The following is a 12,613-nucleotide window of genomic DNA, read 5'->3' as shown; positions in this document are numbered from 1 at the left end:
AATGGTCGAGACCTTGGGAGAGCGACATGAACTGGTCAATATACACCGCCGATCGCGCCACCCACCTGAAGATCGTGGTGGTCGGACTTTTCGCCGCGCTCATGATCGCGGTGCTCGGCATTTCGGCGCACGAACTCAATCTCGGCACCGACATCCTCACCGCCCAAGGCCCGACCGTAATCAGGGCCGGCGGCCCCATCCAGTTCAGCGACCGCACCGGGCCCCAGATCCGTTAGCATTTGATTGCTTTATCCTTCCCCCGCCTGGCGCGCCGCATTTGCGGCGCGTTTTTTTGTGAGAAGCGGCGAATCGCTCCCGCCCTCCGTTATCCTCACGGCATGTTCCGCTCCTTTCCGCTGGTTCCCGCCCTCCTCGTCGTCCCCCTGTTGGTATCGGCTCCCGCCGTCGCGCAACATCAGCCGGACGCGGCCGCCAGCTATCGCGCGCAGCTGAGCCTGTGGGAGCGCGTGCACGGCTTCTACGAGCGCGCCGCCAACGCCTACTGGAACGACATCGCCGACAAGCGCCGTATCCGTATCGCCAAGCGCCGCGCGCACGAGCAGATCGGCGCGACCGACTACGTGCTGACGCAGCCGCCGGTCTATTCGGGCCCGCCACGGCCGGCCGATCCGTTCGCGCCACCGCGGCCGCCGGTGGAGCAAGAGCCGATTCCCGTCGTCGCCGATTTCCTCAAGGCCGCCGCCGATGCGTTCGGTTTCGTGCCCGACCTTCCGCATAACGACAGTGCGTTCAAGCAGGCCTATGCCATGGCCGCTTTGGCCGCCGGACTGACGCGCGACCAGGTGGTCGGCGTCTACGCCTTCGAAACCGGCGGCAACGGCAGCTACGATACCCAAGCGGGCATTACGCCAAAGCGCTCGCGCGCCATCTCGCCGGCGCTCGGCTACAATCAGTTGCTGTCGACCAACACGGTCTCGCTGCTCGCCGAGTTCGGCAACCGCTACCTCGCCGCGCTGCGCCAGAAGGCGGTGATGCTTCGCGGCGAACAGCGGCACGCCTTCGACCGGAAGATCGAGGCGCTGCGGCGCATGATCGACTTCTGCCGTTCGATCCCGCCGCACTGGAGTGACTACGATCGCGTCGCCAAGACGACGCAGCGCGGCTGGGGCGTGCATGCCGCTGTGCTCGATATCGACATCGGTCCGCTGCTGCAGGTGCAGAAGCTGGTCGACTCCGTCAATTTCGCCCGCGCCAAGGGCCACACATCGCCGCTCACCGCGCCCGAGCTCGAACTGATGAACCTCACCGGCGACGGCAACGGCATCGATATGGTGATGATGCCGCCATCGCTGCGCGCCCGCGTGCCGACCGCCAATTTCTTCCAGCCGCGCGGCTACGAGCGAAATCCGGTCGCCCGCCGCACCGGCGTGGTCGCCAACCTCCTCGCCGAAATCGAGCAGACGATGCGGCGCGAGGAGCAGACGCAGGGCGCAAGGGACTTGGCCGCAGCGTTCTGATCGCCTATTCCGCTGTGCGCAGGGGCGCGGGCGCCCCGCTGGCTGAGCTTTGTCCGCTGTATCGTCGTCCGCGCCGCCTCGCCGGAGCCATTGTCCTTGTCGTCGTCACCGTCTGAAACCTGCGTTCCCGTGCCGGGGGGCCTCTTCGGATACCGCCTGCTTGCCGATCCGCGCTTCAACAAGGGCACGGCCTTCACCGAGGACGAGCGCGACGCTTTCGGCCTGCACGGGCTGCTGCCGCCGCGGGTCGCGACCATGGACGAGCAGGTGAGCCGCCGGCTCGCCGCCTTCCGCGAGTTCGCCACCGATCTCGAGCGCTACGCTTTCCTGCGCGACCTGCAGGACACCAACGAGACCCTGTTCTACGCCCTGCTGGCGCAGAACCTCGAAGAGCTGCTGCCGATCGTCTACACGCCGACGGTCGGCGCCGGCTGCCGCTCCTTCAGCCGCCTGTTCCGCAAGCCGCGCGGCCTGTTCCTCTCGCTGCCGCGCAAGGGCACGCTGCGCCAGATCCTGGCCAATCCGCTGTTCGACAAGACCGAGGTGATCGTCGTCACCGACGGCGAGCGCATCCTCGGGCTGGGCGACCAGGGCGCCGGCGGCATGGGCATCCCGATCGGCAAGCTCGCGCTCTATACGGCCTGCGGCGGCATCGATCCCGCCGCCGCGCTGCCGGTGCTCATCGACGTCGGCACCGACAATGCCGAGAACCTGCGCGATCCGCTCTATGTCGGCTGGAATCATGCTCGCACGCGCGGCGAGGAGTACGACGCCTTCATCGAGGAGTTCGTCAGCGCCGTCACCGAGCGCTGGCCGCACGTGCTCTTGCAGTGGGAAGACTTCGCCAAGGGCAACGCCAACCGCCTGCTCGAGCGCTATCGCGACCGGCTCTGCACCTTCAACGACGACATCCAGGGCACAGCGGCGGTGGCGACCGGCACGCTGCTCGCGGCGATCAACGTCACCGGCCTGCCGCTATCGGAGCAGCGCATCGCCATCTTCGGCGCCGGCTCGGCCGGCTGCGGCATCGCCAAGCTGTTGCTGGCAGCGATGGTCGCAGAAGGCCTCGACGCCAAGGACGCGGCGCGGCGGTTCTATCTCGTCGACCGCGACGGCCTGCTCATCGAAGGCATGAACGGCATCGCCGAATTCCAGCGGCCGTTCCTGCAGCCGCGCGCGGCGGTCGACGGCTGGGGCAATGGCGGCGTCATCTCGCTGCGCGACGTCATCGACAAAGCGAAGCCGACGGCGCTGATCGGCGTCTCCGGCCAGCCCGGCGCCTTCAGCGAGGAGATCGTACGTGCGATGGCGGCGCAGCACGCGCGCCCGATCATCTTCCCGCTGTCCAATCCGGTATCCTGCGCCGAGGCGACGCCGGCCGACATCGACCGCTGGACCGAAGGCCGCGCGGTGGTCGGCGCCGGCAGCCCCTTCCCGCCGTTGATGCGCCGCGGCGCGTCCTTCAGCGTCGACCAGACCAACAACTCCTACATCTTCCCCGGCGTGGGCCTGGGCGCTATCGCCACGCAGTCGCGGCGGATCACCGACACGATGTTCATGGCGGCAGCCCGCGCGCTCGCCGACCTGTCGCCGGCGAAGAACGATCCGGAAGCCAACCTGCTGCCGAGCGTCACCGCCCTGCACGAGGTCGCGATTGCCGTGGCGATCGCCGTCGGCAAGCAGGCTTATGCCGAGGGGCTGACCACGGGCGTCACTGCCGACACCGTCGAGGCCGCCGTGCACGCCAGGATGTGGACGCCGCGTTACGCCACCTATTGCGTCGGCGGCGCGGGTTGAACCCGCAAACGAAAACGGCGCCGTCATGGGCGGCGCCGTTCAATTCGGAAAACCGGAACGGTTCGCTTTAAACTCTCGCCCCGCTTGCGGAGTAGCGGATCGCGGCGATGCGATCGAGCTCGGCCTGCTCACGCGCCGATGCTTCGGCCTTCTCGCGCGCCTGGTCGCGCTCGTCGAGCATCTCGACCTTCTTTAATTCCTCGAAGGCCTCGCCGAGGGCTGCCTGCGCGTCGTCAAGCTGGGCCTTGAGTTCCCCGGTCGAGCGCCTGAGGTTCTCGCGGCGCGTGATCGCCGCCTTGGCGTAGGTCGGATAGGCGAAATGAGCAGGATCGTGGATGCCGGCGCGGTCTTGCTCGACCTTGATCTCGCGGTCGAGCTCGGTCGCGATGCGATCGAACTCCGCAATCATGGCTTCGATCTGCGCGACCTTGCGCCGCTTCTCGTCGACCTGAAATTTCTTCAGGCGGATGAGGGTCTCGCGTGACTTCATCGACTGGATACTCCCCAGAAGCCCCGAATTGTCGCCCGACGCGGTCGAAATAGTGCGTGGCCCGCGCAGGCGGTCCGGACGTATCGCAGCCACTGTGGGGCAATAACGTTAGTTTTCGGTTTCCGCGCCGGCCAGAATCGCCTGCAGGCGCCGATATCCGTCCCCGAGGGAGGTCGATTCCTCCTTGGCCTGGCCCAAAAAGGCCTCCAGGGGCTTGTGCAGGCCGATGGCCTCGTCGACCTCCGGGCTCGACCCCTGCCGGTAGGCGCCCAGCCGGATCAGTTCCTCCATGTCGGAATAGGTCGCCATCACCTGGCGGGCGCGGGCGATCACCGGCACGAAATCGGGGTCGGCGGCGCGCGGCATGGTGCGCGAGATGGACTTGAGGATGTTGATCGCGGGATAGCGGCCGCGCTCGGCGATGGCGCGCTCCATAACAATGTGCCCGTCGAGGATGCCGCGCACGGCGTCCGCGACCGGCTCATTATGATCGTCGCCATCGACCAGCACCGTGAAGATGCCGGTGATGGTGCCTTCGTCGGTGCCGGGCCCGGCACGCTCCAGAAGCCGCGGCAGCTCGGTGAACACCGTCGGCGTATAGCCCTTGGCGGTCGGCGGCTCGCCGGCCGACAGGCCGATCTCGCGTTGCGCCATGGCGAAGCGGGTGACCGAATCCATCAGCACCAGCACGTCCTGGTGCAGGTCGCGAAAGAACTCGGCGATGGCGAGCGTCAGGTAAGCCGCCTGGCGGCGCATCAACGCCGGCTCGTCCGAGGTCGAGACGACGACGACCGAGCGCGCCAGGCCCGTCGGCCCGAGGTCGTCCTGCAAGAACTCTTGCACCTCGCGGCCGCGTTCGCCGACCAAGCCAATGACCGACACGTCGGCGGCCACATTGCGGGCCATCATCGACAGCAGCACCGATTTGCCGACGCCGGAGCCGGCGAAGATGCCCATGCGCTGACCGCGGCAGCAGGTGGTGAAGGTGTTGAGCGCGCGCACGCCAAGATCGAGCGGCGCGCCGACCCGCCGGCGGGCATGCGCCGGTGGGGGCGACGAGCGGAAAGAATATGGTGCCGGTCCCGGCGGCAGCGGCCCCAGTCCGTCGATCGGTTCACCCAGGGCGTTGACGACGCGCCCGAGCCAGGCCTCCGACGGCCGCACCGCGCCGGCGGCGGTCGAGACCACCGCGCGGCAGCCACGCCGCACCCCGTCAAGCGCCGCGAACGGCATTGCCAGCGCATTGCCGTCGGAAAAGCCGACTACCTCACAGGGAATGGCGCGGCCGGGACCGGTCTCGACGATCAGCCGGGCGCCAACCGACATGGCGTGGATCGGACCGGCGATCTCGACCATGAGCCCACGCACGCCGATGACGCGGCCGTAGATCTCCACGCCGTCGAGGTCGCCTATCTGCTCGGCCAGGGCCTTCATCCTGCGCGTGCCTCCGCACACCGTGCCGCAGGGGAACTCACGGGACTTTGCCGTAAACTCGCCCTTAGGCTTACCGCCTCTGTTCCGCCTTTAACCGATTGTTTACCCGCGTCGTTAATCATTGCGTCATCGTCTCGGGACAGACGGGCCGGATTCGAATCACCCCGGCCGGACGATAAGGGCGATCCTGAGCCGGTTAAGGCCGGTTCTTGAACTGGAGCACGAACCCGACGCGTGGCGGAAAACCGCTTCCTGGCAATCTCTTACGCCGATTCGGGCGGTAACGCCTACGGCGCCCTTGCCAGCGAGAATCAGGTTTTGTTAACCATGGCGGGATAGTGTCGAATCGGTTTGTCCCACCGCGTTTTTTTGACAACTCGCCGCCTCCCGCGGCGCTGAACTGAACGGCCCGTGCGGCGAGAAGGGGACTTCAATGCGCGTTCTACTGATCGAAGACGACAGTGCGACCGCACAATCCATCGAGCTGATGCTCAAATCCGAGAGCTTCAACGTCTACACCACCGATCTGGGTGAGGAAGGCGTCGATCTTGGCAAGCTCTACGATTACGACATCATCCTGCTCGACCTGAACCTGCCCGACATGTCGGGCTTCGAGGTTCTGCGCTCGCTGCGGGTGTCCAAGGTCAAGACGCCGATCCTGATCCTCTCGGGCCTTGCCGGCATCGAGGACAAGGTCAAGGGCCTCGGCTTCGGCGCCGACGACTACATGACCAAGCCCTTCCACAAGGACGAGCTGATCGCCCGCATCCACGCGATCGTGCGCCGCTCCAAGGGGCATGCCCAGTCGGTCATCAACACCGGCGATCTCGTCGTCAATCTCGATACCAAGACGGTCGAGGTCGGCGGCCAGCGCGTGCACCTGACCGGCAAGGAATATCAGATGCTCGAGCTGCTCTCCCTGCGCAAAGGGACGACGCTCACCAAGGAGATGTTCCTCAACCATCTCTACGGCGGCATGGACGAGCCGGAGCTCAAGATCATCGACGTGTTCATCTGCAAGCTGCGCAAGAAGCTGGCGAACGCGTCGTCGGGCAAGAACTACATCGAGACCGTCTGGGGCCGCGGCTACGTGCTGCGCGAGCCGGGCGAGGCCGACGAGAGGATTCCGGCGTAACGCTGCCTCCGCGGCGCGAATGCCGCGCAGACAGAACGTGAGGGATTTCCCCGCGTTGCGTCTGCGTACATCTTGACTGGGCCTTCGGGCTCTCTCCTCCCAACTGGAACCCCGGGCCTCTCGCCCGGGGTTTTTTAATTTCTGTTTCTTCGAATTCATGCCGCGAATTCATGCCGCATTGCAGTTCCTGCGGTCAGTCAATGGAACTTGCCTCAGGAACAAAGTGCCCGCTGCCGGATTGTTCAGGCTCCAAGTCGCCCTCTTTGGCGATTCCTTCGTTCAACAATGGAGCGACCGATGAAGACCCGGATTCTTGCTGCGACTGCCTTGGCCGCGGTGATCGCGATGCCGATCGCCGCCCAGGCGCAAGGCACCGTGCGCGGCGCCGCGGAAGGCGCCGATGCCGGCGCGCATGCGGCCGGCCCGATCGGCGCCGTCGTCGGCGGCACTGTCGGCGCGGTGGCCGGCACCGTCGGCGGCATTCTCGGCGTCGACGATCGTCCGCGCTTCCGCGAATACGTCGTGGAGGAGCACGTCCCCTCCTACACCTATCGCGAACCGGTGCGCGCCGGCGTCGTGCTGCCGTCGGACGGCGTCACTTACTACGAGGTGCCGTCCCGCTTCCACGTGCGCGGTAACTATCGCTATACGGTGATCAACGGCCACGCCGTCCTGGTCGAGCCGCAGACCCGTCGTGTGGTCGAAGTGATCGACTGATCGCGTGTGAGATCGGGCGCGGCGCAGGCCTCGCGGCTGGCGCCGCGCCCTCTGTTTTTGAGCTTTGCTCAGCGCAGCCGGTTGGCAAAGCGCGGCAGCGTGCCGGATTGGCCGCCGTGCCGCGCCGCGATGTTCGGCGCGTAGAGGCCGCGCCGATCCGGGACCGGCTTGAAAGCGTCGGTCAGGCCGACCACCGTCTCCGCCGCCCCGAGGATCAGATAGGATTCGTCCGGCATCTGGCGCGCGACGCGGTGCAGCACCGCCGACTTGGTCGGCTGGTCGAAATAGATCAGCACGTTGCGGCAGAACACGACGTCGAACTGACCCAGCGGCGAAAAATCGTGCAGCAAATTGAGCGTGCGGAATTGCACCATGGCGCGCAATTCCGGCGCGATCTCCCAGCCGTCACCGTTCTTGCTGAAATGCTTGACCAGCAGTTGGATCGGCAGGCCACGCTGCACCTCGAACTGCGAATAAACCCCGGCTTTGGCGCGCTCGATCACCTCCGACGACAGATCGGTCGCGAGGATGTCGACGCGGAATCCGGCGAGCTGTGGCGCCATGGCCTGCAGCAGCATCGCAATCGAGTACGGCTCCTGGCCGGCGGCCGCGGCGCTGCACCAGATACGGATGCGCTTCTCCCTCGCCCGCGCCGCGATCAGCACCGGCAGGATGGTGTCGCGCAGATGGTCGAACGGAATGCGGTCGCGGAAGAAGAAGGTCTCGTTGGTCGTCATCGCCTCGGTGACCGCGATGGCCAGCGCGGCACTGCCGGGCTGGCGCAGCTGCCCGACGATCTCGCCCAGCCCGGCGAGGCCGAGGCGTCGCGCTACCGGCGTCAGGCGGCTCTCGAGCAGATAATCTTTTTCGGCCGACAGCGTGAGGCCGGAGCGCTCCTTCAGGAGGCGGCGCAGATAGTCGAAATCGTCGGGGGTCATGCGCGCTCCCCCGTGAACAGACGCGTCAGTCGCGATGCGATGTCCGGCAGCGGCAGCACCGCCGAACAGAGGCCCGCATGCGCCACCTGTCCGGGCATGCCCCAGACGACGCTGGTCGCCTCGTCCTGGGCGACGACATGGCCACCGGCGGCGACCAGTTCGCGCGCGCCGGCGAGCCCATCCGAACCCATACCGGTGAGGATGAGCGCCAGCGCCTTCGAGCCCCACACCTGCGCCGCGGAGCTGAGCAATGGATCGACCGAGGGCTTGCAGAAATTGATCTGCGGGCCGTCATCGATGACGATCACCGCCGCGCCGTCGCGTGAGGCGACGCGCATGTGGTGGCCGCCCGGCGCGATGTAGATGCTTCCCGGCAGGATCGCTTCACCGTCGGTCGCCTCGCGCACCGGCACCTTGACCGCGCGCGACAGGTGCTCGGCGAGGATGGCGGTGAAGGTCGGCGGCATATGCTGCGTGATCAGGACCGGCGCGCGCGCGATCAGGCTGCCGCAGTGCGACAGCACGGCGTCGAGCGCCTGCGGACCGCCGGTCGACGAACCGATCAGCAGCACGCGCGGCGGCGTCAGCGGCATCGGCCGCAGCGCCAGCGGCACGTGCGGGCGCGCCGGACGAACCGCCGCGGCAGCGACGCGCGGGCGGCGCGCACGCGGACCGAGCTGCCGGATCTTCTCGATGAGCTCGCGGCGGAAATTGTCGGAACTGTTGACGTCGGCCGGCGAGGACGGCTTCGGAATGTAATCGGCGGCGCCGAGCGCCAGCGCCTTGAGACTGATCTCCGCGTTCCGGCGCGTGACCGTCGAGGCCATGATCACGACGACGTCGCGCTTCTTCGCCAGCAGCAGCGGCAGCGCGGAAATGCCGTCGAGCTCCGGCATCTCGACGTCGAGCACCACAACATCGGGATCGCTGCGCTCGATCTCGTCGACCGCGTCGCGGCCGGTACGCAAGAGCGCGACCACGTCGAGATCGGGCTCGGCCGTCACCCAGCGCGCGAACAGGCCGCGCACCACCGCGGCATCATCGACGATCATGACGCGGATGCGTTTGCGCGAGGTGGCCTCGGGCGCAACTGTGGCGGCGGCGACGTTCATGGCTTCAATTCCGGTGCGGTCAGAGCAGGCCGACTTCCTGGAATTTCGCCTCGACAATCTCCCGGTCGAACGGCTTCATGATGTACTCATTGGCGCCGGCGTGCAGCGCGCGGGCGATGTGCGCGACGTCGTTCTCGGTCGTGCAGAAGACGACCTTCGGCGAGTCGCCGCCGGGCATCCGGCGCAGCGAGCGCAGGAATTCGTAGCCGTCCATGTTCGGCATGTTCCAGTCGAGCAGGATCGCCTCCGGCAAACCCTTGCGGCAAACGTCGAGGGCTTGCTCCCCGTCCTCGGCTTCCTTGATCTGGAAGTCGAGCCCTTCCAGGATGCGCCGCGCCACCTTGCGGATGACGCTGGAGTCGTCAACGATGAGACAGGTCTTCATTTCGCGTCCTCGCTTCAGTCCTTGAGCGGTCACGCCGCCATCGATTCCACAGCGATGTCGAGCACGCGGTCGACATCGATCACCATGAGCAATTGGTCGTCGAGCCGGTGAATGCCGGTCGAGACCCGCGCCAGCCGCGGATCGAGATTGACCGGGTTCGGCTCCCGCGCCTCGTCGTCGAGCCGCAGCACTTCGCCGATGCCGTCGATGAGAAGGCCGTAGGACTCGCCGCGCATCTCCACGCCGATCGCCATCCTCGGCTTGTCCTCGGCCGACGGCGCGAGCCCGAGCCTGCGGCGCATGTCGATCAGGGTGACGATGCGGCCGCGCAGATTGAGCACGCCGGCGATCTCCGGCGGCGCCAGCGGCACGCGCGTCGGCCGCTCCGGGATGAAGACGTCCTGCACGCGCAGGATCGGCAGGCCGATCAGCTCGCCGCCGATCTGCGCCGTGACGTATTCGCGCTGCGTGCCGGTTTCGTTGCCGTTCATGCCGCCCGCCCGAATTCGCTCTGTTCCTTCAGCGCCGCGATGAGGCCCTGACGGTCGAACTTGGCTACGTAGTCGTGGAAGCCGACCTGCCGCCCACGCGCGATCGCTTCGGCGGAGACGACCGAGGACAGGCCGATGACCGGCAACTCGGCGCCGCGCGGATGCCGCCGCAGCGCCTGCGTCAAGGCGAACCCGTCCATCTCCGGCATCTCGATGTCGGTGATGACGATGTCGACGGCGCGGCCGCCGTCGATATGCGCGAGCGCTTCCGCGCCCGAGCCGACGGTCGTCACCTCGAAGCCGGCCGCCTGCAGCACCGGCGCCAGCATGTTGCGGAAGAATGGCGAGTCGTCGACCAGCAGCACCGAGCGCGGGCGCAGCGCGAGCTTCTGCTCCTTGCGGCGGAACCAGTCCTCGAAGGCGAGCGGCAGGAAATGGCCGACGTCGATGATCTCGGTCGCCTGGCCCTTGATGATCGCCGAGCCGATGACGCCGTCGCTGCCGGCGACTTCGATCTCGAGGCGGTCCTCGACGATGTCGACGATCTCGTCGACGACCAGCGCCATCGAGCGCGCGCCGTCGGAGAAGACGAGTAGCGGCTGCGCACCCTCGGCGCGCACCTGTACATTCGCGTTCATCGTCACCAGCGGCATCAATTGACCGCGGTACTGGACCATGTGGCGGCCGTTCGACAGCTCGATCTTGCGCGCGTCGATCTCTTCCAGACGCGTGACGAGCGCCAGCGGCACCGCTTTCGGCTGCGCCGAGCCCGCGCGGAAGACGAGCAGCGACGTGCTCTGCTCGGACGCCACGGCCGCGACCGCGGTCTCTTCGGCGGCCGCGCCGTGCAATTGCGAAGCGGCCGTGCGGCCGAGCGCCTGCGCGATCCCGTTCGGATCGATGATCATGATCACCGAGCCGTCGCCGAGGATGGTGTTGCCGCAGAACATTGCGATGTGGCGAAGCTTGCTCGACATCGGCTTCACCACGATTTCTTCGGTGTGAAACACGGCGTCGACGACGATACCGAACGTCTGCGGGCCGACTTGCGTCACCACGATGAAGCCGCCTTCGAGATCGTCCGCCGGCGCGCGCGCCAGTCCGAGCAGATTGCTCAGGCGCGCCAGCGGCAGCAGCTTGTCGCGCAGGCGTAGCACCGCGGTGTCCTTGATGCGCTCGATGCGATGATCGGAATCGGCGCGCGCCCGCACCAGCTCGATGACCGCGAGCTGCGGAATGGCGAAACGGTCGCCGGCGGCCTCGACGATCAGCGCCGAGACGATCGCCAGGGTCAGCGGGATCTTGATGGTGAAGCTGAGGCCGACGCCCGGAACCGAACGTACGTCGATGGTGCCGCCGATCTGATCGATGTTGTTGCGCACCACGTCCATGCCGACGCCGCGGCCGGACACGCTGGTGATCTCCGCGGCGGTGGAGAAGCCGGGCGCGAAGATGAATTTCTGGATTTGTGCTTCGGTCAGCTTCTCGATTTCGGTTTCGGTCGCGAGACCCTGCGCCAACGCCTTCGCTTTGATGCGCTCGGTGTTGAGCCCGCGACCGTCGTCGGCGACCTGGATGACGATGAAGCCGCCCTCGTGCCACGCCGAGAGACGGATTCGCCCGCGCTCCGGCTTGCCGGCCGCGCGCCGCTCCGCGGGCGTCTCGAGCCCGTGGTCGGCCGAATTGCGCAGCATGTGCGTGAGCGGATCCTTGATCAAGTCGAGCACCTGCCGATCGAGCTCGGTCTCGGCGCCCTGCATGTCGAGATCGATCTCCTTGCCGAGCTCGTTGCAGAGATCGCGCACGATGCGCGGCAGCTTCTGCCAGGCATTGCCGATCGGCTGCATGCGTGTCTTCATCACGCCTTCCTGCAACTCGGCGGTGACGTTCGACAGGCGCTGCAGCGGCGTCTTGAATTCCGACTCTTCGTGGCGGCGGCCGATCTCGAGCAACTGATTGCGCGTCAGCACCAGTTCGGAGACCATGGTCATCAGCCTTTCCAGCGTCTCGACCGAGACGCGGATCGACTGGTTGCCGTTCTTCTGATCGTCGTCCTTGCCGCCCTCGCCGAGCGGCGATTTCGTCTGGTGCTGCGGCGGCTCGACCGGCGTCGCGCGAAAGGCGCGCTCCAAATCGTCGAGCGAATCCTCACCGGGCAACAGCGGCCGCTCCAGCACCTGTTCGACCAGCGTGCCGACGCTGTGGTGCTGAACCTCTGCCGGCTCCGTCTTCGGTGCGCTCAGGCCCGCGGCCATGTGGGTCAGGCCGCCGATCAGGTCCGCGTCGCTGCCGTCGGGCTCACGCTGCTCCCGCTCCAGCGAGTCGAGAATGCCCTTGATCCGGTCGATGGCGGCGAGAATGAGCGTCACCGCGTCGCTCGTCGCCGGCACGCCGTCGCGGAAGCGTCCCATCAACGCTTCGGCGGCATGCGCCAGCGCCTCGAGGCGCGGCAGGCCGAGAAATCCGCAGGTCCCCTTGATCGTGTGAACGAGGCGGAAGACGTTATTGATGATCTTGGCGTTGTTCGGATCCTGCTCGAAACGCACGAGTTCGACGTCGACGAGATCGAGACTCTCGTTCGTCTCGGTCACGAACTCGCGCAGCAGGTCGTCCATTGAGAAAACGCTTTCACCGGC

Annotated in this window: 12 protein-coding genes; 5 read left to right on the top strand and 7 right to left on the bottom strand. The window is 66.9% G+C overall.

Annotated features, from left to right (window positions below; genetic code table 11):
- Positions 1 to 26: 26 nt before the first annotated feature.
- From VGV41_RS22270 to VGV41_RS22260, 3 genes are all read left to right on the top strand, one after another.
- Complete coding sequence (locus VGV41_RS22270; RefSeq protein ID WP_326866414.1) at positions 27 to 236, top strand: hypothetical protein; 210 nt, start codon at positions 27 to 29, stop codon at positions 234 to 236.
- Between the two features lie 102 nt (positions 237 to 338).
- Complete coding sequence (locus tag VGV41_RS22265; protein WP_326866413.1) at positions 339 to 1,478, top strand: hypothetical protein; 1,140 nt, start codon at positions 339 to 341, stop codon at positions 1,476 to 1,478.
- A gap of 129 nt (positions 1,479 to 1,607) precedes the next feature.
- Complete coding sequence (locus VGV41_RS22260; protein WP_326866412.1) at positions 1,608 to 3,275, top strand: NAD-dependent malic enzyme; 1,668 nt, start codon at positions 1,608 to 1,610, stop codon at positions 3,273 to 3,275.
- Between the two features lie 67 nt (positions 3,276 to 3,342).
- Here the strand turns inward: VGV41_RS22260 and fliJ are convergent, their stop codons facing one another.
- Positions 3,343 to 3,765: a flagellar export protein FliJ gene (gene fliJ, locus VGV41_RS22255; protein ID WP_326866411.1), complete on the bottom strand. Its 423-nt coding sequence runs from the start codon at positions 3,763 to 3,765 to the stop codon at positions 3,343 to 3,345.
- 108 nt (positions 3,766 to 3,873) lie between these two features.
- Complete coding sequence (fliI, locus tag VGV41_RS22250; RefSeq protein WP_326866410.1) at positions 3,874 to 5,199, bottom strand: flagellar protein export ATPase FliI; 1,326 nt, start codon at positions 5,197 to 5,199, stop codon at positions 3,874 to 3,876.
- A 433-nt stretch (positions 5,200 to 5,632) separates the two neighbouring features.
- Here fliI and ctrA point away from each other — a divergent pair, with 433 nt between their 5' ends.
- Together ctrA and VGV41_RS22240 are read left to right on the top strand one after the other, a co-directional pair.
- A complete protein-coding gene (gene ctrA / locus VGV41_RS22245; RefSeq protein WP_326866409.1) occupies positions 5,633 to 6,334 on the top strand; it encodes a response regulator transcription factor CtrA in 702 nt (233 codons plus the stop codon).
- A gap of 297 nt (positions 6,335 to 6,631) precedes the next feature.
- Positions 6,632 to 7,051: a DUF1236 domain-containing protein gene (locus VGV41_RS22240; RefSeq protein ID WP_326866407.1), complete on the top strand. Its 420-nt coding sequence runs from the start codon at positions 6,632 to 6,634 to the stop codon at positions 7,049 to 7,051.
- A 68-nt stretch (positions 7,052 to 7,119) separates the two neighbouring features.
- Here VGV41_RS22240 and VGV41_RS22235 read toward each other — a convergent pair whose 3' ends face one another.
- The 5 genes from VGV41_RS22235 to VGV41_RS22215 are packed head-to-tail and all read right to left on the bottom strand — an operon-like array spanning position 7,120 to position 12,592.
- Positions 7,120 to 7,989, bottom strand: a complete 870-nt coding sequence (locus VGV41_RS22235) for a protein-glutamate O-methyltransferase CheR (RefSeq protein WP_326866406.1) — start codon at positions 7,987 to 7,989, stop codon at positions 7,120 to 7,122.
- The gene (locus tag VGV41_RS22230) at positions 7,986 to 9,101 is read right to left on the bottom strand and encodes a chemotaxis response regulator protein-glutamate methylesterase (RefSeq protein ID WP_326866405.1); all 1,116 of its coding nucleotides are present in this window, start codon (positions 9,099 to 9,101) and stop codon (positions 7,986 to 7,988) included. The genes VGV41_RS22235 and VGV41_RS22230 overlap by 4 nt, the downstream gene beginning before the upstream one ends.
- A 19-nt stretch (positions 9,102 to 9,120) precedes the next feature.
- Positions 9,121 to 9,486, bottom strand: coding sequence for a response regulator (locus VGV41_RS22225; protein WP_326866404.1), 366 nt, complete (start codon positions 9,484 to 9,486; stop codon positions 9,121 to 9,123).
- Positions 9,487 to 9,515: 29 nt separating this feature from the next.
- On the bottom strand, positions 9,516 to 9,977 hold the full coding sequence (locus VGV41_RS22220) for a chemotaxis protein CheW (protein WP_326866403.1): 462 nt from the start codon (positions 9,975 to 9,977) through the stop codon (positions 9,516 to 9,518).
- Positions 9,974 to 12,592, bottom strand: a complete 2,619-nt coding sequence (locus VGV41_RS22215) for a hybrid sensor histidine kinase/response regulator (RefSeq protein WP_326866402.1) — start codon at positions 12,590 to 12,592, stop codon at positions 9,974 to 9,976. Before VGV41_RS22215 ends, VGV41_RS22220 begins: the two co-directional genes overlap by 4 nt.
- Positions 12,593 to 12,613: the final 21 nt, after the last annotated feature.

The sequence above is a fragment of the Pseudolabrys sp. genome (assembly GCF_035943735.1).
In the GTDB taxonomy this organism is placed as follows: Bacteria; Pseudomonadota; Alphaproteobacteria; order Rhizobiales; family Xanthobacteraceae; genus Pseudolabrys.
This window is presented reverse-complemented; position numbering and strand designations above follow the sequence as displayed.